The organism is Bradyrhizobium sp. CCGB12, assembly GCF_024199845.1.
Classification (GTDB): domain Bacteria; phylum Pseudomonadota; class Alphaproteobacteria; order Rhizobiales; family Xanthobacteraceae; genus Bradyrhizobium.
Genome location: NZ_JANADO010000001.1, coordinates 5,312,329 through 5,333,012 on the forward strand (window position 1 = coordinate 5,312,329; position 20,684 = coordinate 5,333,012).

General features: G+C 64.5%; 20 protein-coding genes and 1 tRNA gene. 8 read left to right on the forward strand and 13 right to left on the reverse strand.

Translation table 11 applies throughout. The annotated features are described in order from the left end of the window. Positions 1 to 106: 106 nt before the first annotated feature. The 5 genes from NLM27_RS24640 to fliI all read right to left on the reverse strand — a co-directional run bounded on the left by NLM27_RS24640 (position 107) and on the right by fliI (position 5,098). Entirely contained in the window at positions 107 to 1,066 is a 960-nt protein-coding gene (locus NLM27_RS24640; RefSeq protein WP_254145803.1) for an AraC family transcriptional regulator, read from the reverse strand. A 315-nt stretch (positions 1,067 to 1,381) separates the two neighbouring features. After that, on the reverse strand, positions 1,382 to 2,470 hold the full coding sequence (locus NLM27_RS24645; RefSeq protein WP_254145804.1) for an anti-sigma factor domain-containing protein: 1,089 nt from the start codon (positions 2,468 to 2,470) through the stop codon (positions 1,382 to 1,384). Positions 2,471 to 2,507: 37 nt separating this feature from the next. Beyond that, positions 2,508 to 3,053: a sigma-70 family RNA polymerase sigma factor gene (locus NLM27_RS24650; protein ID WP_254145805.1), complete on the reverse strand. Its 546-nt coding sequence runs from the start codon at positions 3,051 to 3,053 to the stop codon at positions 2,508 to 2,510. Between the two features lie 179 nt (positions 3,054 to 3,232). After that, a complete protein-coding gene (fliJ, locus tag NLM27_RS24655; protein ID WP_011084990.1) occupies positions 3,233 to 3,652 on the reverse strand; it encodes a flagellar export protein FliJ in 420 nt (139 codons plus the stop codon). Between the two features lie 120 nt (positions 3,653 to 3,772). Next, positions 3,773 to 5,098, reverse strand: coding sequence for a flagellar protein export ATPase FliI (gene fliI, locus NLM27_RS24660; protein WP_254145806.1), 1,326 nt, complete (start codon positions 5,096 to 5,098; stop codon positions 3,773 to 3,775). Between the two features lie 415 nt (positions 5,099 to 5,513). Here fliI and ctrA point away from each other — a divergent pair, with 415 nt between their 5' ends. From ctrA to NLM27_RS24680, 4 genes are all read left to right on the forward strand, one after another. After that, complete coding sequence (gene ctrA, locus NLM27_RS24665; protein WP_008138878.1) at positions 5,514 to 6,215, forward strand: response regulator transcription factor CtrA; 702 nt, start codon at positions 5,514 to 5,516, stop codon at positions 6,213 to 6,215. Positions 6,216 to 6,383: 168 nt separating this feature from the next. Continuing rightward, positions 6,384 to 6,788 carry a DUF350 domain-containing protein gene (locus tag NLM27_RS24670; RefSeq protein WP_166819577.1) on the forward strand — a complete coding sequence of 135 codons (405 nt, stop codon included), beginning with the start codon at positions 6,384 to 6,386 and terminating at the stop codon, positions 6,786 to 6,788. A gap of 1 nt (position 6,789) precedes the next feature. After that, positions 6,790 to 7,179, forward strand: a complete 390-nt coding sequence (locus NLM27_RS24675; RefSeq protein WP_254145807.1) for a hypothetical protein — start codon at positions 6,790 to 6,792, stop codon at positions 7,177 to 7,179. An 85-nt stretch (positions 7,180 to 7,264) separates the two neighbouring features. Next, on the forward strand, positions 7,265 to 8,425 hold the full coding sequence (locus tag NLM27_RS24680; RefSeq protein WP_254145808.1) for a glutathionylspermidine synthase family protein: 1,161 nt from the start codon (positions 7,265 to 7,267) through the stop codon (positions 8,423 to 8,425). 168 nt (positions 8,426 to 8,593) lie between these two features. On the opposite strand, the gene NLM27_RS24685 is transcribed toward NLM27_RS24680, so the two are convergent. From NLM27_RS24685 to chpT, 6 genes are all read right to left on the reverse strand, one after another. After that, positions 8,594 to 9,466: a protein-glutamate O-methyltransferase CheR gene (locus NLM27_RS24685; RefSeq protein WP_254145809.1), complete on the reverse strand. Its 873-nt coding sequence runs from the start codon at positions 9,464 to 9,466 to the stop codon at positions 8,594 to 8,596. Further along, the gene (locus NLM27_RS24690) at positions 9,463 to 10,656 is read right to left on the reverse strand and encodes a chemotaxis response regulator protein-glutamate methylesterase (protein WP_254145810.1); all 1,194 of its coding nucleotides are present in this window, start codon (positions 10,654 to 10,656) and stop codon (positions 9,463 to 9,465) included. The genes NLM27_RS24685 and NLM27_RS24690 overlap by 4 nt, the downstream gene beginning before the upstream one ends. Before the next feature lie 75 nt (positions 10,657 to 10,731). Continuing rightward, positions 10,732 to 11,097: a PleD family two-component system response regulator gene (locus NLM27_RS24695; protein WP_007600538.1), complete on the reverse strand. Its 366-nt coding sequence runs from the start codon at positions 11,095 to 11,097 to the stop codon at positions 10,732 to 10,734. A 70-nt stretch (positions 11,098 to 11,167) separates the two neighbouring features. Further along, on the reverse strand, positions 11,168 to 11,638 hold the full coding sequence (locus NLM27_RS24700) for a chemotaxis protein CheW (protein WP_254145811.1): 471 nt from the start codon (positions 11,636 to 11,638) through the stop codon (positions 11,168 to 11,170). A 22-nt stretch (positions 11,639 to 11,660) separates the two neighbouring features. Further along, complete coding sequence (locus NLM27_RS24705; RefSeq protein WP_254145812.1) at positions 11,661 to 14,432, reverse strand: hybrid sensor histidine kinase/response regulator; 2,772 nt, start codon at positions 14,430 to 14,432, stop codon at positions 11,661 to 11,663. Between the two features lie 197 nt (positions 14,433 to 14,629). Next, positions 14,630 to 15,283: a histidine phosphotransferase ChpT gene (gene chpT / locus NLM27_RS24710; protein ID WP_254145813.1), complete on the reverse strand. Its 654-nt coding sequence runs from the start codon at positions 15,281 to 15,283 to the stop codon at positions 14,630 to 14,632. 186 nt (positions 15,284 to 15,469) lie between these two features. Here chpT and NLM27_RS24715 point away from each other — a divergent pair, with 186 nt between their 5' ends. Beyond that, the gene (locus NLM27_RS24715; RefSeq protein WP_254145814.1) at positions 15,470 to 16,297 is read left to right on the forward strand and encodes a 3'(2'),5'-bisphosphate nucleotidase CysQ; all 828 of its coding nucleotides are present in this window, start codon (positions 15,470 to 15,472) and stop codon (positions 16,295 to 16,297) included. Here the strand turns inward: NLM27_RS24715 and NLM27_RS24720 are convergent. Next, positions 16,291 to 16,776, reverse strand: coding sequence for a YHS domain-containing (seleno)protein (locus NLM27_RS24720; protein ID WP_254145815.1), 486 nt, complete (start codon positions 16,774 to 16,776; stop codon positions 16,291 to 16,293). The two genes, NLM27_RS24715 and NLM27_RS24720, sit on opposite strands and share 7 nt — an antisense overlap. A gap of 139 nt (positions 16,777 to 16,915) precedes the next feature. Here NLM27_RS24720 and NLM27_RS24725 point away from each other — a divergent pair, with 139 nt between their 5' ends. From NLM27_RS24725 to NLM27_RS24735, 3 genes are all read left to right on the forward strand, one after another. Continuing rightward, complete coding sequence (locus tag NLM27_RS24725; protein WP_254145816.1) at positions 16,916 to 17,521, forward strand: DUF1134 domain-containing protein; 606 nt, start codon at positions 16,916 to 16,918, stop codon at positions 17,519 to 17,521. A gap of 116 nt (positions 17,522 to 17,637) precedes the next feature. Beyond that, positions 17,638 to 18,936: a hypothetical protein gene (locus tag NLM27_RS24730; RefSeq protein ID WP_254145817.1), complete on the forward strand. Its 1,299-nt coding sequence runs from the start codon at positions 17,638 to 17,640 to the stop codon at positions 18,934 to 18,936. Positions 18,937 to 19,095: 159 nt separating this feature from the next. Next, positions 19,096 to 19,170: transfer RNA gene (locus tag NLM27_RS24735), tRNA-Val, on the forward strand. Positions 19,171 to 19,842: 672 nt separating this feature from the next. On the opposite strand, the gene NLM27_RS24740 is transcribed toward NLM27_RS24735, so the two are convergent. Then, positions 19,843 to 20,628 (reverse strand): hypothetical protein, encoded by a 786-nt coding sequence (locus NLM27_RS24740; RefSeq protein WP_254145818.1) that lies wholly within the window; start codon positions 20,626 to 20,628, stop codon positions 19,843 to 19,845. Between the last annotated feature and the right edge of the window lie 56 nt (positions 20,629 to 20,684).

A 20,684-nucleotide genomic window follows, 5' to 3' on the forward strand; every position in this document is an offset into this window, starting at 1 on the left:
TGTACCTTCCAACGAATCCCGCGGTCTGCCCGCGCAGGCAGATATAGCTCAACCGCCCGCAGCGACCAACTGCGGCAGCAATGCTGCCGCTGCACAAAATCGCGACTTACGCCTCGCGCAGCTCCGACGGCGTCGCGCCGAAGCGCTTGCGGAAGGCGCGATTAAAATAAGACAGATCAGCGAAGCCCGAGGAGTGTGCGATGTCGCTGATCTTGCGCGTCCTGGCCCGGGGATCGCCGAGCAGCTTGCGCGCCTGGAGCAAGCGCTGCTCCAGCACGAATTCGGTGAAGGTCGTGCCGGCCTGCTCGAACAGGCGCTGCGCCTGCCGCGGGCTGAGGCCCGAGCGCGTTGCGACCTCGGACAGGCAGAGGTCGTTGCGGCCGAGTGCGGCCATCACGTCGGCGCGCATGAGATCGAGACGCGCCGCCGCATGCCCGCGTCCGCGCGCAAGGCTGGCATGCTCCACGTCGGTCCCAAGCAGGAGGCCGACGAGATCGACCATGTGCTGCGCGGTCAGGCGCTGGCCGACGGCATCGAGATGCGGCGCCTGATTGGCGGCAAGTGCGTGGTAGCGGAAGATGGTCTCGGCGACCGCACCATCGGAGAGCACCTGCGACAGCTTCTCCTCGGCGCGCGGATTGATGTCGAGCAGCGCGCGGCGCGGCATGCGAATGGTGGTGAAGCGGTCCTCGTCGGTGTGGCCGACGGTGCCGGTGATGCTCATGTCGACAAGCACCATCTGCGCAGGCGCGAGCTCCACAGTATGGCCGTTCTGCCCGACACGGACGCGGCCCGCATGTGCTGCAATCAGCACGAGGTCGTCGCTGCCGTCGGCAAGGTGGCTCTGCGTGCGAGAATATTGTGCGGAGGCGCCTTCGGGAATCGCCAGTGCGATGTTGTCGACGATGCTGACCTGGAGCCGGCAGTCGATGCTGTCGCCCTGGCTCGGCCCGACGTCGAGGCCGCAGGACCCGAAGGCCCGCTCGCGCCAGTGCTCGAACGCCGGGCCGTGCGGCAACCCCGCATATTGGTGAATGAAGATGCCGGGAGCCTTCACTACATCCATCTGAATTTCTCGCCCCTTTTCCGGTTCCGGCATCGGCCTCGCCGACTTCAAATTCCGGGGATTTGACGCGGCGGATTGCGGGGAGGTTCAAATCGGGGACGGATTCGGCGCGACTTGTCGGAATGCGACGGCGGGATGGACGGTGACGACACTTTTGCCGAGCGGTCGGCAACCGTTTGGGACTGGCAATGCCGAAAGCCAGTGCCCATAGCCACCGCCGCCAATCGGCGTACGATGATGTGGTTCCAATGCAGCGCCACAACGTTCAGTCGGGGTAATGGGTCCTGGCCTTCGCCAGGACGACGATGGAGAGAGCTACTTCTTCGCCGGCGGCTGTTGCTGTGGCTGCGCCGGCGGCACGGTCTCGATCAGCTTGCCGGAAAACACCGGTGCCGAGGTCGGCTGGCCATTGGGCGAGCCGCCGGCCTGCTCGACGGTGACCGCGTAGGTCGCGCCGTTGACGACGTCGGAATCGTAGGAAGCGAGCAGCGGACGCGCGGTGAAATCGCTTGCACCGATCACACCGAGCGAGCGTGGTCGCGGCAGCTTGTCGGAGATCAGCCAGAGCTCGAAACTCTTGCCGGGCTCCGGGGTCGCACCGACCTTGCGGACCGTGAAATTCCGCGTCGCACCGTCGATGGTGAGGATGAAGGCGGGACCACCACCCTGGTCCTGTAGCAGGGCAACATATTGCGCCGAGGCGGTGAGCGGCGCGGCTGGTGTCTTCACCTCCACCGTCTGGATGCGCGGCGCAGGACGCAAGGGGCCCGGCAGTGCATCAGGCAGGAAGATCTGAAGCGACAGCGTCACGAGCAGCGCGGCGGCAAGTGCGCCGACGGCGGATGCAATATTGCGCCAGCGCTTCACGCGCCCCTCGAGACAGATGACATTGCCATCGTCGACGACCGGCGCCGGCGGCGCCCGGACGACGTTGAGATCCGGGGCATGGACTTGCGGCATGAACTGCGGCGCGACGTCCGGAAGAGCATCAGGCTTGGGAGGCGACGTCTCCGCCTGCTCGACTTCGGGAGGCTGCGGCTCCGGGGACGGCACGCCCTCCGTCGAGGAATCCGACGACGCAGTCTCTGGCGAGGACAATTCCGGCGAGGACAATTCCGGGATGGGCGGAGGTGGCGACGGCGAAGCCTCGGCAAGCGCAGGCGGCTCCTGCGCAAGGGCCGTGCGCGCGATCTCGGACCTGATATTCTCCCACACGATCGGACGCGGCTCGACCGAGCCGACCATCTGGTTGAGGACGCCGAGCCGGAAGGCCCAGGCCTGCACGATATCGGCGAACGCCTCATCCACCGCCATCATGGTCTCGACCTGCGCGCGCTCGTCGGCGTCGAGCGTACCGAGCGCATATTCCGCGGCGAGCGCGATATGGTCCTCCGTGTAGGCCATCAATTGCAGTCCAGAACCACTTTCATCGTCCAAGCCATCACAGTCCGAGGCACTCCCGGATATCCAGCATGCTGCGCCGGAGCCATGTCTTCACCGTGTTGACGGGCGCGGCGAACTTCTCCGCCAGTTGCTCGCGGCTCCAGCCGTTGTAATAGGCGAGAAGCACGAGCTTTTGACGGTCCGGCTCGAGCCGGCCGATACATTCCAGGAGCCGCTTCAACTCCTCGGTCATTTCCCGGCGCGCCAGCGGATCGGGACTGTCGGCGGCCACCTCCATCGCCTGAGGCTCTTCCTCGATGGAGGCTTCCGATTTCTTGCGCACCACGTCGATCGCACGGTTGCGCGCGATCGACGCCATCCACGTGATCGGCGAGGACAGAGCCGGATTGAACTGGCCGGCGCCGTTCCAGATCTTGACGTAGGTCTCCTGGATGACCTCCTCTGAAAGATCCTGACGGCGCAAGATACGGAGCACGACGCCATAGAGTTTCGCGCGCGTGGCGACGTAGAGGCGCTCGAACGCGGCCTGATCGCCCTTCGCCACCGCCTCAATCAGCCCGACCAGCTCTGCTGGCGTCAGCATTCAGTCCCCCGACACGCGGCCCGTCGCGTCCCGCGCAAGCCCTGGCACCGCACCACCATAGCGCGCGACAAAGCCGACCACCAAGGGGCGCGGCGCCACACTGTGGACAGCACATACGAAAACCCGGACCTTGCGGTCCGGGTTTCGCGGATTTCTCGGTGGTCTGGCTGTCGGCGCCGTCAGGCGACGGCGCCGATGCGGGCGCGCATCAGGCCGATGCTGTCGAGGTCGGCCTGCTCGCGGGCGTTTTCCTCGGCGCGTTCGCGGGCCTGGTCGCGCTCGTCGAGCAGCTCGACCTTCTTGAGCTCCTCGAAGGCCTCGGCCAACGCGGCCTTGGCTTCGTCGAGCTGGCCCTTGAGCTCGTCGGCCGAGCGGGTCAGGTTCTCGCGGCGCTGGATCGCGGCCTTGGCATAGGTCGGATAGGCGAAGTGCGAGGGATCGTTGATCCCGGCACGCTCCTGCTCGGTCTGGATCTCGCGCTCGAGATCGACCGACATCCGCTGGAAGTCGGCGATCATGGTCTCGATCTGGGTGACCCGGCGGCGCTTCTCGTCGACCTGAAACTTCTTCAGGCGGATGAGGGTATCACGTGACTTCATCGACTCGTACTCCCCAGAAGTCCCCTCGCTGCACGTGGGACGTCACCGGTCTCCCCACAGGCCCGACTGGGCCAAGACCGGCGCTGCTACTCTGTGTGATGGGATGATGACCTGACAAAGTTAGCGTTCCGTTTCCAAATTACCGAGGATTTGCGCCAACTGGCGGTAGCCGTCCGCGAGTGATGCATTTTCGTCTTTGCGCTGGCGCAGGAAGGTCTCCAGCGGCTCGTGCAGGCGGATCGCCTCGTCGACCTCGGGGCTGGAGCCGGCCCGGTAGGCACCGAGCCGGATCAACTCCTCCATGTCGGCATAGGTCGCCATCACCTGCCGTGCCCGCTGGATGGTCGGCCAGAATTGCGGATCGGCCGATTTCGGCATGGTGCGGGAGACGGATTTGAGGATGTTGATGGCGGGGTAGCGGCCGCGCTCGGCGATCGAGCGCTGCATCACGATATGGCCGTCGAGGATACCGCGGACGGCATCCGCAATCGGCTCGTTATGGTCGTCGCCGTCGACCAGCACCGTGAAGATCGCGGTGATGGCGCCCTCCCCCAGGCCCGGCCCTGCGCGCTCCAAGAGCTTCGGCAGCTCGGTGAACACGGTCGGCGTGTAGCCCTTGGCGGTCGGCGGCTCGCCGGCGGACAGACCGATCTCGCGCTGGGCCATGGCGAAGCGCGTCACCGAGTCCATCAGGCAGAGCACGTCCTTGTCCTCGTCGCGAAAATACTCCGCGACCGCGAGCGTGAGATACGCGGCTTGGCGGCGCATCAGCGCCGGCTCGTCCGAGGTCGCGACCACCACGACGGAACGCGCAAGACCCTCCTCGCCGAGATCGTCCTGCAAGAACTCCTGCACCTCGCGGCCGCGTTCGCCAATCAGCCCGATGACGCTGACCGCGGCATCGACGTTGCGCGCCAGCATCGACAGCAGCACCGACTTGCCGACGCCGGAGCCTGCGAAGATACCCATGCGCTGGCCGCGGCAGCAGGTGAGAAAGGTGTTCATCGCGCGCACACCAAGATCGAGCGGCGCGCCGACGCGCTTGCGCGAATGCGCCGGTGGCGGCGTATTGCGGAACGGCATCGGCGAGGAACCTTGCGGCAACGGCCCCTTGCCATCGATCGGCTCGCCCAGCGCATTGACCACGCGGCCGAACCAGGCCGCTGACGGCCGCACTTGATTGGCAGCATTGGCGATGACCGCCTTGCAGCCGCGGCGCACGCCGTCGAGGCCGGCGAACGGCATCACGACAGCATTGTTGCCGGAGAAGCCGATCACCTCGCAGGGGATGGAGCGATTGGCGCCGGTCTCGATCACCAGTCGCGCGCCGACCGACATGGCGTGAATAGGACCGGCGACCTCGACCATCAGGCCGCGCACGCCGACCACGCGGCCATAGATGTTGACGCCGTCGATGTCGCCGATCTGTTCGGCCAACGCCTTCATAGATGAGCCTTCATAAGGGGCGCGCCTTCGCGATCCGGGGCTTCACGGTGAAAACCTTAAGTTTCGCCATATTTCTGAACGGCGCTTAACTTCGTGTTTACCCGCATCATTAATCATTGCGTCACTGTCTTTGAGACTGAGCGTGACTCCCCTTCAGAAGAAGGCTGAGTCGCGGGAGTCGGTTAGGCCCGTCTCTTAAAGTGGAACTTGAACGGAATCGGGTGACGAAAGCTGCTTCACTCGCAAGACCTTAGGGCGATTCGACAAAAATTGCACCGGGAGGACTTGCGTTCCAGAATCAGAGTTTGTTAACCATCTGTTGTCAGGATCCGAATCAGTTGTTCAAAGGCGTTTTGTTGAGTGCCGCGAATGCGGCCGACCTGACGCCCAGGAGCGGCGACTATGGGGAACTGGCATGCGCGTTTTGCTGATTGAAGATGACAGCGCCGTCGCGCAGTCGATCGAGCTGATGTTGAAGTCGGAAAGCTTCAACGTCTACACGACCGATTTGGGGGAAGAAGGCGTCGATCTCGGTAAACTATACGATTACGACATTATTCTCCTCGACCTCAACCTGCCCGACATGTCCGGCTACGACGTGCTCAAGCAGCTCCGGGTCTCCAAGATCAAGACACCGATTCTGATCCTCTCCGGCCTCGCCGGCATCGAGGACAAGGTCAAGGGTCTCGGCGTCGGCGCCGACGACTACATGACCAAGCCCTTCCACAAGGACGAGTTGGTGGCCCGCATCCACGCGATCGTGCGCCGCTCCAAGGGCCATGCCCAGTCGGTCATCCAGACCGGCGACCTCGTCGTCAACCTCGACACCAAGACGGTGGAAGTCGGCGGCCAGCGCGTGCATCTGACCGGCAAGGAATATCAGATGCTGGAGCTGCTCAGCTTGCGGAAGGGCACGACCCTCACCAAGGAAATGTTCCTCAACCATCTCTATGGCGGCATGGACGAGCCGGAGCTGAAGATCATCGACGTCTTCATCTGCAAGCTCCGCAAGAAGCTCGCCAACGCTTCCGAGGGACGCAACTTCATCGAGACCGTGTGGGGCCGCGGCTACGTGCTACGCGAGCCGCACGAGCACGAAGAGCGCATTCCCGCCTGACCTTAAGTTTACGTCGCGAGCCCCCGGGGCTCGCTCCTCCCAGCCTGGACCCCGCCGCAAATGGCGGGGTTTTGTTTTTGGGGACACGCAGGAGGTTTCATCACCCTCCAGCCGTTGAACCGCTATCCTCCTCCCGCCGACGAATGGTCGCTGCACGATGGGGGAATGATGATCCTGCAATCACTCGCCGGCCTGCCCGCCTTCCTGGTCTATTTCTGCACCGGGCTGATCGCGATCGTGGCCTATCTGTTCGTCTACACTCGCATCACGGCGCATAACGAGTTCCAGCTCATCCGCGACAACGAGCCGGCCGCCGCGATTGCGCTCGGCCTCAGCCTGCTCGGCTTCGTGTCGCCGCTGGTCAGCGCCATCGCACATTCGGCCAACGTGCTGGACTGCCTGATCTGGGCGACGATCGCGCTGATCGTTCAGGTCATCGTGTTCTTTCTGGTGAGAGTGCCGGTGCCGAACCTGTCTGCGCGGATCGCCGCCGGCGAGCTTGCACCGGCAATCTGGCTCGGTCTGTCCTCGCTCGCCGCGGGCCTGCTGAACGCCGCCAGCATGATCTATTAAAATGCCCGACAAACCTTCCAGAAAAGAGTTCGGCAAGCGCGGACCGGTGGCCGAGCCACCGGCCATGCGGCCGCCGGTGAAGCGCTCCGGCCATGTCGCTCTGCTGGTGATGGGCACGATCGCGGTCGGCACCACCGCCTACACGCTGATGCCGCGTCAGACCTGCGAGACCTCTCCTGGCGCCGCGCCGGGGCAGACGACCACGACGTGCAGCAGTAGCAGCAGCAGTTCGTCAGGCGGCAGCAGCTCGCGCTGGTCGTCGCGATCGAGCTTCTTCAGCAGCGATTCCTCGAGCCATTCCTCGTCGGGAACGTCGTCCGATTCCGGCCACAGCAGCGTGAGCCGCGGCGGCTTCGGCTCGTTCGGCCACGGCTTCTCGGGCGGCGGCTAGCGCATGATCCGGAAAAGCGGGCACCGGGTTTCCCTCGCGACAAGCGCGGAACGCGTTTGCGCGGAGATCATGCGCAGGAAATAACATGCAGCGCATCACCTGTCTCGAGCGCGACGACTGGCGAGAAACCGCAGCGCAATGCGGTTTCGTCTTCCACACCATCGACGGCGAACGCTATTGGGACGAGCGCGCCTATTACGGCTTTACCCTCGACGAGATCGAACACGGCATCGAGACGCCGACCGGCGAGATCGACGCGATGTGCCTGGAGCTTGCCGGCCGCGTCATCGGCGACGAGCGCTACTTGCGGCGCTTGAAGATACCGGAAGCGTTCTGGAGCCTGATCGCAGAGAGCTGGGCGCGCGGCGACCGCAGCCTCTACGGCCGGCTCGATCTGAAGTTCGACGGCAAAGGTCCGGCAAAGCTGCTCGAATACAACGCGGATACGCCGACATCGATCTTCGAGGCTGCGGTATTCCAATGGACCTGGCTCGAACAAGCGATCGAACGGCGCATCATCCCGTCGCGTTCCGATCAATTCAACTCCATCCACGAGCGGCTGATCGCGGCGTGGAAGGAGATTGCTAGCGGCCGCCACATCCACCTCGCCGGCATCACCGGCAATGAGGAAGACGCCGGCACGCTCGCTTATCTCGAAGACACCGCGCGCCAGGCGGGGCTCTCAACCACGCTGCTCGACATCGAGGAGGTCGGCTGGCGCGATGAGGGTGGCGGGTTCGTCGATCTCGACGATCGCGATATCGCACTCGCCTTCAAGCTCTATCCCTGGGAGTGGATGTTTCACGACGCCTTCGGCGCAAAGCTCAAGGACGCGCCGACGCTCTGGATCGAGCCGCCGTGGAAGGCGGTGCTCTCCAACAAGGGCATCCTGCCGCTGCTGTGGGAGATGTTTCCGAACCATCCCAATCTGCTGCCGGCCTTCTTCGAAGACGATCCGCGCGCCGCTGAACTCGGAACCTCCTATGTGCGCAAGCCGCTGCTGTCGCGCGAGGGCGCCAACGTCACGCTGGTGTCGGGCGGCACGCCGGTCGACGAGCAAACGGGTCCCTACGGCGCCGAAGGTTTCGTGCGGCAGGCACTGTCACCGCTGCCGAATTTCTCGGGCTTCTATCCGGTGATTGGAAGCTGGCTGGTGAGCCACGAACCCTGCGGCCTGTCGATCCGCGAGGACGAGAGCCCGATCACGGGCAACCGCTCGCGATTTCTGCCGCATGCGATTTTGTGAGGCGCGTTCTTTCCCTCTCCCCTTGTGGAAGAGGGTGGCTCGCCGCGATAGCGGCGAGACGGGTGAGGGGTCTCTATCCTCACACACATCTCGCATTGGAGTTTGCTGAAGCAACCCCTCATCCGGCGCTTCGCGCCACCTTCTCCCACAAGGGGAGAAGGAAGAAAATCACCTCGCCGCGGCGATCTTCATTGACGGAGGCATCAATCCGCCCATCGGACGGCCGGAGCGCACGGGGTTGAGCTGGTAGAGACCGCGGCGCTCAGTGATCGGGCGGAACGCATCGGTGATGCCGACGACGGATTCGGCGGCGCCAAGCAGCAGCGTGCCGTCGGCTTCCATCCCCTTCGCAATCCGCTCGAAGATCACCGCCTTGGTGTTCTGGTCGAAATAGATCAGCACGTTGCGGCAGAAGATCACGTCGAACGTGCCGAGATGGGAGAAGTCCTGCAGCAGATTGAGTTGGCGGAACTGCACCATCGCGCGAACGTCGGCATTGAGCTGCCAGACTTCACCAATTTGCGTGAAGTACTTCATCAGGTGCTGGATCGGCAGGCCACGCTGCACCTCGAACTGGCTGTAGATGCCAGCCTTGGATTTCTCCAGCACCTCCTGCGACAGATCGGTGGCGACGATCTCGATGCGCCAGCCGGCGAACGCCGGACCCATCTCCTTCACGCACATCGCGATCGAATAGGGCTCCTGACCGGTCGACGACGCCGCCGACCAGATGCGCAGCGACTTGCGCGCCGCGCGCGCCTGGATCAGGCTCGGCAGGATCGACTCGCGCAGATGATCGAACGGAATCTTGTCGCGGTAGAAGAAGGTCTCGTTGGTGGTCATCGCCTCGACCACGTCGGTCGCAAGCCGGCCGTCGCCGTTCCTGATTTTCAGCACGAGATCGGGAATGCCTGACAGACTTGCCTTGCGCGCGAGCGGCAGCAGCCGGCTCTCGACCAGATATTGCTTGTCGGCGGAGAGATCGAGGCCGGAGCGTTCTTTCAGGAATTTGCGCAGATACTCGTAGTCAACCGGCGTCACGAGCGGTCCCCCGCGAACAGGCGACTGACCTTGGCGCCGATCTGGTTGAGCGGCAGGATCGCCGCGCAAATGCCGGCATTGGCGGCCGCGCCGGGCATGCCCCAGACCACGCTGGAGGCTTCGTCCTGCGCGATGACGCTGCCGCCGGCTGCGACGATATCCTTTCCGCCGCGCATGCCGTCCGAGCCCATGCCCGTCAGGATCACGGAGAGGATGCCGCCATGCCAGATGTCGATGGCGGACGTGAAGAGCGGATCGACCGCGGGCTTGCAGAAATTGACGGCGGGGCCGTCGTCGAGCGAGATCGCGACGTCCGCGCCGCTGCGCACGACGCGCATATGCTTGCCGCCGGGCGCAAGATAGATTCGTCCCGGCTTCACCGGCTCGCCGTCGACCGCCTCGGCCGCCGGCTTGCGGCTCGAACGCGCCAGATGCTCGGCGAGAATGGTCGTGAAGGTCGGCGGCATGTGCTGGGTGATCAGCACGGGGACGCGGTCGATCACCGGGCCGAGCTCGGTAACGAGCGCCATCAGCGCCTGGGGACCTCCGGTCGAGGAGCCGATCAGCAGCACCTTCGGTGTCTGGGTCGAGAACGGGCGCAGGGCCAGCGCTCCCGACGACGCATGCACGGCCGGTGCGGGCGCGGCGGGCCGCGCGACAACCGGTGCACGTGCGGTGGCCGGTGCGGGGCCGGCAGGCGCCAGCGGCGGGCTCGCAACCGCGGGCTTCCTGCGCAGGCGCGCGCCGAGATGGCGAATCTTCTGGATCAGATCGTGGTGGAAGATGTCCGCAGCCGACACCTCGCGCGTCGATTCCGGCTTCGGAATGTAGTCGGCCGCGCCGAGCGACAACGCCTTGAAGCTGATCTCCGCGTTGCGGCGGGTCAATGTCGAGGCCATGATGATGACGAGATCGCGCTTCTTCGCCAGCAGCTTCGGCAGTGCCGACAGGCCGTCGAGCTCGGGCATTTCGATGTCGAGCACGGCGACATCGGGATTGATGCGTTCGATCTGGTTGACCGCCTCGAGCCCGGTGCGCAGCGAGGCCGCAACCTCCATGTCGTGCTCGGCACCGACCCAGCGCGAGATCAGACCGCGAATGACGACGGAGTCGTCGACGATCATCACCCGCAGCGGCCCGGCTTCGCGCGACGAGCCCGTGGTCGAATTACCTGCGAACGCAACACTCATTACTCACCAACTCAGACTGAAACGGTTCAGTTGAAAACAAGCGCCGAAGGATCCGTTCAGCCTCCGGGCGATCGCTCAGATTAGGCCGACTTCCTGGAATTTCGCCGTCACGATGTCCTTGTCGAAGGGCTTCATGATGTACTCGTTGGCGCCGGCGTGCAGCGCACGCGCGATGTGCGCGACGTCGTTTTCTGTGGTGCAGAACACGACCTTGGGCTGGTCGCCACCGGGCATGCGCCGGAGATGGCCAAGGAACTCGTAACCATCCATCACGGGCATGTTCCAGTCGAGCAGCACCGCGTCGGGCAGGCCGCGCTTGCAGGCCTCCAACGCCTTCTCACCGTCCTCAGCTTCGAGGATCTGGAAGTCGAGACCCTCCAGGATCCGGCGCGCAACCTTGCGTATGACGCTGGAATCATCAACGACGAGACAAGTTCGCATGTGAACCTCTGCTTCCTCCCCTTTGCGGGGCACTTCCAATTGCAAGGCCGTCGGCGGCAATGCCGCCGTATCAGGCCGCCATCATCTCGGGCGCGAGCTCGAGGACGCGATCGACGTCGAGGACGACCATGAGCTGACCGTCGAGACGGTGGACGCCGCCGGCGAGCTTGGCCATGCGGGGGTCGAGGTTGACGGGGTTGTCTTCCTTGCCGTCCTCGGGCAGGCGCAGCACCTCGCCGATCTGGTCGATCAAGAGGCCGTAGGATTCGCCGCGCAGGTCGACGCCGACCGCCATCGGCACCTTGCCGTCCTCGGCCTTGGGCAGGCCGAGCCGGGCGCGCATGTCGACCACGGTGACGATGCGGCCGCGCAGATTGAGGACGCCCGCGATCTCGCGCGAGGACAAGGGCACGCGGGTGACGCGCTCGGGCATGAACACGTCCTGGACGCGCGAGATCGGCAGGCCGAACAGCTGGCCGCCGATCATCGCGGTGACGTACTCGACCATGGCGCCCTCGCCCACTTGCGTCTTCTTGCTCATCTCGTCTCTCCTCAGGTCCTGCTTAGGCTGCCGCGCGGCTCAGCTCGGAGGCGCCGGCGGCGCCCGCGGTCTGCTCCTTCAGCGCCGCGATCAGACCGGGACGATCGAACTTGGCGACGTAGTCGTGGAAGCCGGCCTGACGGCCGCGCTCGATCGCCGCCGGCGACACCAGGGCGGACAGGCCGATGATCGGCATCGCGCCCAGATTGTTGTCGGAGCGGATCACTTCCGCGAACTCGAACCCGTTCATGTCGGGCATCTCGATGTCGGTCAGCACCACGTCGAAGCTCTGCGCGCGCAGCGCGGCGAGGCCCTCCTGCGCGGTCGGCGCGGTGCGGACGCGGTAGCCGGCCGCTTTCAGCACCGGCGCCAGCATGTTGCGGAAGAACGCGCTGTCGTCGACCAGCAGCACCGACTGCGAGTGCATCGACGGCTTCATCTCCTTGCGGGTGAACCAGTCGGCGAACGCCATGGGGAGGAAGTGGCCGACGTCGATCACCTCGGTGGCCTGGCCCTTGATCACGGCCGAGCCCAAAATGCCCTGGCTGGAGCCGCCGACCTCGATGTTGAGCCGCTCCTCGACGATGTCGATGATCTCGTCGACGACGAGGCCCATGGAGCGGCCGTCATCGGCGAACACCAGGATCGGCTGGGCGCCCTGGCTCGCAATGGTGACGCTCTCCATGGCGACCAGCGGCATCAGCTGCTCGCGGTACTGCACCATGTAGCGGCCGTTACTGAACTCGATCTTGTCGGCGGGGAGCTCTTCGAGGCGCGTGACAAGCCCGAGCGGAACCGCCTTGGGCTGCGACGAGCCGGCGCGGAAGACGAGAAGCGAAGTGGTCTGCTCGCCCGCGCCGATATGATGCGCCCCGTTCTCGTCGCCCATGTCATGGGCCGAGGAGCCGGCGGCGCCGAGCGCCTTGGCAATGCCGTTGGGGTCGATGATCATGATGACCGCGCCATCGCCCAAAATGGTGTTGCCGGAGAACATGTCGATGTGACGCAGCTTTGTCGACATCGGCTTCACGACGATTTCTTCGGTGTGGAACACGCCGTCGACGACGATGCCAAAGGTCTGGCTGCCGACTTGCGTCACCACGATAAAACCGTTCTCGGGATCGGACGCGGCGCCGTCGTCGATCTTCAGGAGCTTCTTCAGATGGATCAGCGGCAAGAGCTTGTTGCGCAACCTGAGGACCGCGGTGTCCTTGATGCGCTCGATGCGGTGCTCGGAATTGGCGCGGGCGCGCACCAGCTCGACCACCGAGAGCTGCGGGATGGCAAAGCGGTCGCCGGCGGCTTCGACGATCAGGGCCGAGACGATGGCCAGGGTCAGCGGGATCTTGATGGTGACGGACGAGCCCTCGCCGGCCACGCTCTTGATGTCGATGGTGCCGCCGATCTGGTCGATATTGGTGCGGACCACGTCCATGCCGACGCCGCGGCCGGAGACCGAGGTGATGGCGGCCGCGGTCGAGAAGCCCGGCGCGAAGATGAACTTGTGGATCTGGGCTTCGCTCATCTTCTCCAGCTCGGCCTCGGTGACGAGACCGCTAGAGATGGCCTTGGCCTTGATCTTCTCGGTGTTGAGGCCTCTGCCGTTGTCGGCGATGCAGATGATGATGTGGCCGCCCTCGTGATAGGCGGACAGGCGAATGGTGCCCTGCTCGCCCTTGCCGGAGGCGAGGCGCTCGGCGGGGGTCTCCAGGCCATGATCGGCGGAGTTGCGCACCATGTGGGTGAGCGGGTCCTTGATCAGGTCGAGCACCTGGCGGTCGAGCTCGGTGTCGGCGCCGTGCATCTCCAGCTCGATCTGCTTGCCGAGTTCGCTCGACAGATCCCGGACGATGCGGGGCAGCTTCTGCCAGGCATTGCCGATCGGCTGCATGCGCGTCTTCATGACGCCCTCCTGCAGCTCGGCGGTGACGTTGGACAGGCGCTGCAGCGGCACCTTGAACTCGGTGTCCTCGTTGCGGCGGGAGATCTCCAAAAGCTGGTTGCGGGTCAAGACCAGCTCGGAGACCATGGTCATCAGATGCTCCAGCGTATCCACGTTGACGCGGATCGACTGGTTGGCGATGCGGTCGCCCTCGCCGGAGGCCTCGTCGGCCATCGACTTCTTCGGCGCGGCCTTTTCCCTGGCGGGTTTTGCAGCTTCCTTGGCGGCCGGAGCTTCAGGCGCGGGCTCGGCTTTGGCAACGGGGGCCGGGGCCGGCGCTTCGATCGCGGTCTCGCGGAAGGCGCGCTCGAGCTCGTCGAGCGAGACCTCGCCCGGACGCAAGGGACGCTCCAGGGTCTGCTCGATCAGCGTGCCCGTGGTCATATCTTTTGCCGGCGCAGCGGCCGGGGCTTCCGGCACGAGCGGCGGGGCTTCTGCAACGGGAGCAGCGGCACTTCCAGCCGCCATTGCCGCCATGCCCTGCTCGACCATCGCTTCCAGCTTGTCGATGAGATCGCGGTCGTTGCCTTCAGGCTCGGCTTCGGTCGCCTCGAGGCCGGCCAGAATCTCCTTGATGCGGTCGATCGAGGACAGAATCACCGTCACCGCCTGCCCCGTCACCGGCATGCCGTCACGGAATTTGCCCATCAAGGTCTCGCCGGCATGCGCCAGCGCTTCCAGTCGGGGCAGGCCGAGGAAGCCGCAGGTACCCTTGATGGTGTGGACGAGGCGGAAGATGTTATCCAGGATCTTGGCGTTGTTCGGCTCCTGCTCGAACTTCACCAGCTGATTGTCGACGGTGTCCAGGCTCTCGCTGGTCTCCGTCAAAAACTCCCGCAACAGATCATCCATGAAAACAGGCCTTCATACAGGGAGGGCGCGCACGAGGCGTGATGCGCCATTTCGGAATGAGGCCAGCTTCACCGCAAAGCGTTTAATATTGGTTGAGTAAGTGCAAAAGAACGGAACCAACAAAGAGATAAGGCGCTCCGGACAAGCCGAAGCGCCTCGTAAAGATTCGATTAACTGTGCGAGAGCGATGCGCGCGTTTACGAAGCGCTAACGATGATGGCTTCGCCTTCCGGTTTGAGCGTCACAATGAGTCCGCAGGCCTGCGCCAGCAGTCGCGTATAATAAGGCTGGATCGCATGCGCATCGGCGGCAGGCCCGCGCTCGCCGCTCAGGAGCTCGGAGATGTTCTGCGGCAGGCGCGCATTGTGCCCGGTCGCGGTGATGCGAAAGCTCATCGTCTCGCCCTCGCCGATCGGATCGATCGTCAGCATGCCGCCGCGCGGAATGGTGTGCTGGGCAACGACCAGCATGTTGAGCAGCAGCTTGACGCGATTCTTCGGCAGCAGCAGTCGCGGCAGATTCCAGGTGATCGAGCACTTGCCGTCCTCGATGTGGCCGCGCGCCATGGTCTGGGCATCACCGAGATCGATCTGCGCGCCGGAGGAGCCGGCGGCGCCGAAGGCAAGGCGGCAGAACTGGAGCCGGGCGGAGGCCGTCTTGGCGCTCTTGCGAATCAGGTCGAGCGCGAACTCGCGATCCTCGGGCTTGGGATCGTCGTCGAGCACTTCGAGCCCGTTGACGATGGCGCCGACGGGGCTGATGAGATCGTGGCAGACCCGCGAGCACAGCAGCGCTGCGAGTTCGAGCATATCGGGAGCAGTAGCGGTCGCGGGCGACGAGGCGTCAGACATATAATGGGGTCCTGGAGGGTTCCTGGAATTGCACGGCGCTGGACGCCGCGAATCACGCATGCTTGACGGATGCTGCGGGTTCTAACATTCGCAAGCCTATGGCAGCTAGCTTGCGATAGGTTCGAAGCGGCCATAAAGGACTGCCGCGAATCAACCGAGGGGGCGAGACTCGCCGATGAATGAGGCATGCAAGTGAGGATCATCGACGCCGAGGCCGCATTCCAATTGATCGAGCCTCTTACCGCGCTGGTGGTGAAGGCGGGCGAAGCGATTCTCGGCGTCAACCGCGCGGCGATGCGGGTCGATGGCAAGCAGGACGGCTCGCCGGTGACCGAAGCGGACCTTGCCGCCGACCGGATCCTCGCGGAGGGCCTCGCGCAACTCGCCGGCGACGTGCCGACGCTGTCGGAAGAGCGGACCCAGCTCGCTTCGCCGCCGTTTCGCGACAGCTTCTTCCTGATCGATCCGCTCGACGGCACCAAGGAATTCGTCGCCGGCCGCGACGAGTTCACGGTCAACCTCGCTTTGGTGACCGAAGGCGTGCCGCTGCTCGGCATCGTCTCCGCGCCCGCGCTCGGCCTGCTCTGGCGCGGCATCGTCGACCGCGGCGCCGAGCGTGTCAGCTTTGACGGCGCGACCATCGGCGCAGCCGAACCGATCCGCACCCGCAAGCTGCCAGCGCAGGGCGAGCCCTGGATTGCGACGGTGAGCCGCTCCCATGGCGATCCCAGGAGCGAGGCGTTCATCGATCGCAGGCCCAATGCGGTGCGGCGGACGGCCGGCTCGGCCGTGAAATTCGGCCGGATCGCGGAAGGCAGCGCCGACATCTATCCCCGCTTCGGGCCGACCTCGGAATGGGATGTCGGGGCCGGCTGCGCGGTCGTGACCGCGGCCGGCGGCAAGGTGACCGACGGCCAGGGCGGCGAGCTCCGGTTCGGCCAGCGCAGCGGCAGCGGTTTCATCATCCCGGAGTTCATCGCCTGGGGCGACCCGCAGGCGGCAGGCGGCTACTGACCGAGCTTGTCCTGAAGCGGCGGCCAGCGCTTGCCGACCTCGTAGAGGAAGCGCTCGGGATCGGCGGCGAAGGCGTCGCGATTGGCTTCCCGGCTGAACAGATAGAGCCGCTGCGCCGTGATCACGAAGAAGCGGGGATTGCCGGCGACGGTGACGCCGCGGGCAATATCGGCCGGATCATAGCCGCCGAACTGCGGTCCGTAGATCTCGGGATGGGCCAGGAAGGAGGCCCGGTTGCCCTCGTTCCGGAAACGCCAGACCGCGCCCCAGAGGTTGGCCTCGAACTGCGCCTTGCCTCGCGCGGCCGCGCCATCGACGAAATAGGCAACGGGATCGAAACCCTCGATGGCGACGCCGCTGAAACGGTTGACGACGATCCGCTCGGTGGTGGCGGCCTGTGCCGGCAACCCCAGGCCGATGATCCAAATGCCCGCCAGCAGGCAAACCAGACGGCCGATCAAGGCAATTCCGGGGCGCAAAGGGCTATCTTCCTGCCGTTGTGCCGTCATAGTTGCTGCGGATAACATCCGAGTCGAGGGGACATCCGGCGCAACCTAGAGCCGTGCCTGTTGGCGTCAGGTTAAGGAAGCGACCGGTTTCGATACCAGGGGTTCTTTTATGACTTTCGCATCACGCCTTGCTGCGCTCGCGCTCGTCGCGATGGTAGGCTGGATCGTGCCGGCCTCCGCCCAGCAGGCGCCGCCGCCGAACCTGCCGCCGCCGCAGCGGACCCCGTCGCCCTCCACCTATGGGCCGGACGAGCTCGTGACCGCCGGTCACCGCTTCTTCGGCAACGTCTCGCGCGGGCTCGCCTCGATCATCGAGAAGGCGGTCAGCCAATGGGGTCTGCCGAACGGCTACATCCTGGGTGAGGAGGGTTCCGGCGCCTTCGTCGCCGGCCTGCGCTACGGCGAAGGCACGCTCTACACCAAGAACGCCGGTGACCTGCGCGTCTACTGGCAAGGCCCCTCGCTCGGCTTCGACTGGGGCGGCGACGGCGCGCGCACCATGACGCTGGTCTACAATCTGCCTGCCACCAACGCGATCTACCAGCGCTTCGCCGGCCTCGACGGCTCGGCCTACATCATCGGCGGCTTCGGCATGACGGCGCTCACCGCCAACAACATCGTGCTGGTGCCGATCCGCTCCGGCCTCGGCCTGCGGTTGGGCGCCAATATCGGCTATCTCAAATATACGCCGCGCGCGACCTGGAACCCGTTCTAGGCCCTCTCCCGTCTGGGTACAGATCAAGGTTAACGACAGAGCGGGGCTGGCTTTTTGCCGGCCCCCCATGCCATTGTCGTTGGTAAATTTTTCCTTAGCTCTGGGAGTTCTGGCCCATGGTCGAACCGATCATGTACCTGGCGATCGGTTTCCTGCTTTCGATGTTGTGCGGGCTTGCCCTCGTGCCGCTGGTGCATAATCGCGCGGTGCGCCTGACCACGCGCCGGCTCGAGGCCGCCACCCCGCTGTCGATGGCCGAGATCCAGGCCGACAAGGACCAGCTCCGCGCCGAATTCGCCATGTCGGCGCGGCGGCTGGAGATGAGCGTCGAGCAGCTCAAGAACAAGACCACGAGCCAGCTCGCCGAACTCGGCAAGAAGAGCGACGCCATCAACCGCATGAAGATCGAGCTTGGTGAGAAGAACGCCACGATCTTCGCGCTGGAGGCGCGCGAGAAGGCGGTGAAGGAGCAGCTCCGCGCCACCGAAGAGGAGTTCAGCGCCAAGACCGAAGCCTTGCGTGCTGCCGAGAATGCGCTGACCGACAAGCAGGGCGAACTGGCAAAAATCAATTCCGAACTCTCCGACCGCTCGATGATGGCGGAGAGCCGCCAGGTCGAGCTGGTCGCCGTGCGCACGCAGATCGAGGAACTGAAGAACCGCGTCGGCGATGCCGAGAAAGAGTTTGCTGCGACGCAGGCGCGCCTCGCGCAGGAGCGCACCGAATCCGAGACCGCCTCGCGCGAGCTCGGCGACGCCCGCGGCCGCGTCGAGAATCTGAGCCAGCGCGTCACGGAACTCGATCGCCAGCTCATCGTGCAGGTCAAGGAGGCCGAGATGCTGTCGGGCCGCGTTGCCGACCTCGAGGGACGCCTCGCCACGCAGGGCAAGCTGCTCGCCGAGCGCGACTATGAGAACAACCAGCTGCGCCAGGCCAATGAAAGCGCCGAACGCACCGTCAAGGAGCTGCGCGTCGAGATCGCCGCCTTGAGCGGCGGCAAATCGTCGGCTGCGTTCGAAGCGCTGCGCGCGGAGAAGGCCGCGCTGGAGGAGCAGCTCCGTACCGCGCGCGACGAGCGCGCCAAGCTCCAGCGCGACATCAACGCGATCCAGCAGCAGGCGGAAAGCTCCTGGGCGACCGAGCGCATGGAGAATGCGCTGCTGCGCGAGCGCATCAACGACATCGCCGCCGAGGTCGCCAAGCTCGCCATGCAGCTCGAAGGCCCGAACTCGCCGATCGAGGCCCTGCTCGCGGCAGATGCTAGCCAGCCGATGAAGCCGGCGCCGCGCCCGGCCAACGACGCCGCGACCAATGGCGCGGCCGCAGCCACCCTGCCCGAGGGCGGCGGAACGCTCGCCGAGCGCATCCGCGCGCTCCAGGCCCATGCCTCCCGCGCCCGCCAGCAGGGCGCGTAAGGGGGCGGAAACCCGGCCTCACCTGCGAATTGCGTGGCGGGCGGAAGGTTTTCCGGCCCCGCCGCGCCTGGAAACTTGACACCTTCGGCCCGCACTTCTAAATCGCGGGCTCCAATGTGCCGGCCGGCCGAAAGGTCCGGCCGCCTGCATGATGGTCCCGGGCGCATAGCTCAGCGGGAGAGCGTTCCCTTCACACGGGAGAGGTCCAAGGTTCGATCCCTTGTGCGCCCACCATTATTCTCCTATCTGCAATTACTTACTAGCGTGCTTCCCCCAAAGCGTGCCCCCAAAAGTCCGGGGCACAACAGGGGCACACTGCCAAAAGATCATCCCGCCTACGTCACCTGCCGCTCCCACCTCAACGGCCGATAAAGAGGCTTAAGCTGATCTCTCACGACGAGATCCGCATCCGCACGGTCACCAAGCAGCAAGGATCATTGGCGTTGGCGATTCGCGTTAACTCGACGTATCGCGACTACCATCGCTATCGTCAGGTCATTCGACGAAGCCCGCAGTATGTTCGATACGCGGTCGTTGTGGCGTCTTTTCGTTTCCGCATCGACCAAGCTGATCGATGCCCCGCGCTCATAACGGTCTGGTTGCAGGTTCGAGTCCTGCCGGGCCCACCAACGTGATCAATGGCTTACTTAGTTCTCGTTGCCCGCAGCGCGGCCGCCGCACCAGAAACCGCACCAGATACGTCCACCCTTCGTTCGTGCAGAGGTTCGCACATTACAAACATACGCGGCGCTCGGACATCATTGATGCGGTTGCGACATATGAGGCAAGTATTCTGCTCGGCGCTTAAGTCGATCTGTTCGCAACGACGAAATCAGCCTGCCCAGCCAATACACTTGCGCGCGACGATTAGAACGCCCCCTCAAGAGGATATGCGCTGAGCCGACGCTATGGCCGCTTTCGTGGTTGCTCGATGTCCAAAAACATCGGCAGTGCCACGGCCGACGACATAGGTGCGCCAACGACCGGGACGTCCAAGCGGACGAGATTATCGAACGATCCACCCGCCGCGCGGGTGAGCCCATGTTCGATCAGACTGTACAGGACATTGTGCATGCGGAGGTTGACTTCGTTCAGATCGGCAAGGGCAATATCCACGCCTGCCGCCATCCGCTCGCTCTGATTCATGGCTGACGTATCAGCGTGCTTGTCAGCGATTGCCGCAAAAGCTGCGCTAAAGATCAATGACGAGCCGAGATAGCAGCAGGCATTGGCCGGATGCTCGGCCACGTAGATCATGCTTTCCTGTTCGGTCAGGGCATTCGTCGCCTGATCGAGGTTCAGTTTGTCATAGTGAAACCCGGTCTTGTCGCGGATCGTGCGAAGCGCGCTGTCCTTCAGCGGGATGGTGCCGAAGTAATCCTTCAGCCATGCAAGGTCTTTCTTGTGTGCGTCACTCAAGGCCGCAATCGCGGGATCTTCTGGGTTGGATTTTAGAAAGCGTTCAACGAGCATATTCCATGTTTCGAACAGCTTGCCTGTGAGCAACTGCATCACGGTCCACATCTGGACGCCCTGCGCATGATTGTGAAGCTCGCCCTCGCCAATGTCGTTGAGGGAGAACATCAGAAGCCGGTTGAGCACAACCAGCTCATCGTGGGCGTGCATACATCCGGCCACCTGGTTCCGCTCCCGGTTCGCCAGCTTCCTGATGGCGTCATCGATTGCAAGCATCGAAAGCCTGTCGGCGTTCCGAACCTCTCCACTCTCGTCAAGCCCCGCGCAGCGTA

Bases quoted from the DNA above. Each gene is read 5' to 3' on its own strand.
- NLM27_RS24640 (WP_254145803.1), bottom strand. From the start codon at position 1,066: ATGGATGTAGTGAAGGCTCCCGGCATCTTCATTCACCAATATGCGGGG.
- NLM27_RS24645 (WP_254145804.1), bottom strand. From the start codon at position 2,470: ATGGCCTACACGGAGGACCATATCGCGCTCGCCGCGGAATATGCGCTC.
- NLM27_RS24650 (WP_254145805.1), bottom strand. From the start codon at position 3,053: ATGCTGACGCCAGCAGAGCTGGTCGGGCTGATTGAGGCGGTGGCGAAG.
- fliJ (WP_011084990.1), bottom strand. From the start codon at position 3,652: ATGAAGTCACGTGATACCCTCATCCGCCTGAAGAAGTTTCAGGTCGAC.
- fliI (WP_254145806.1), bottom strand. From the start codon at position 5,098: ATGAAGGCGTTGGCCGAACAGATCGGCGACATCGACGGCGTCAACATC.
- ctrA (WP_008138878.1), top strand. From the start codon at position 5,514: ATGCGCGTTTTGCTGATTGAAGATGACAGCGCCGTCGCGCAGTCGATC.
- NLM27_RS24670 (WP_166819577.1), top strand. From the start codon at position 6,384: ATGATCCTGCAATCACTCGCCGGCCTGCCCGCCTTCCTGGTCTATTTC.
- NLM27_RS24675 (WP_254145807.1), top strand. From the start codon at position 6,790: ATGCCCGACAAACCTTCCAGAAAAGAGTTCGGCAAGCGCGGACCGGTG.
- NLM27_RS24680 (WP_254145808.1), top strand. From the start codon at position 7,265: ATGCAGCGCATCACCTGTCTCGAGCGCGACGACTGGCGAGAAACCGCA.
- NLM27_RS24690 (WP_254145810.1), bottom strand. From the start codon at position 10,656: ATGAGTGTTGCGTTCGCAGGTAATTCGACCACGGGCTCGTCGCGCGAA.
- NLM27_RS24695 (WP_007600538.1), bottom strand. From the start codon at position 11,097: ATGCGAACTTGTCTCGTCGTTGATGATTCCAGCGTCATACGCAAGGTT.
- NLM27_RS24700 (WP_254145811.1), bottom strand. From the start codon at position 11,638: ATGAGCAAGAAGACGCAAGTGGGCGAGGGCGCCATGGTCGAGTACGTC.
- NLM27_RS24705 (WP_254145812.1), bottom strand. From the start codon at position 14,432: ATGGATGATCTGTTGCGGGAGTTTTTGACGGAGACCAGCGAGAGCCTG.
- chpT (WP_254145813.1), bottom strand. From the start codon at position 15,283: ATGTCTGACGCCTCGTCGCCCGCGACCGCTACTGCTCCCGATATGCTC.
- NLM27_RS24715 (WP_254145814.1), top strand. From the start codon at position 15,470: ATGCAAGTGAGGATCATCGACGCCGAGGCCGCATTCCAATTGATCGAG.
- NLM27_RS24725 (WP_254145816.1), top strand. From the start codon at position 16,916: ATGACTTTCGCATCACGCCTTGCTGCGCTCGCGCTCGTCGCGATGGTA.
- NLM27_RS24730 (WP_254145817.1), top strand. From the start codon at position 17,638: ATGGTCGAACCGATCATGTACCTGGCGATCGGTTTCCTGCTTTCGATG.
- NLM27_RS24740 (WP_254145818.1), bottom strand. From the start codon at position 20,628: ATGCTTGCAATCGATGACGCCATCAGGAAGCTGGCGAACCGGGAGCGG.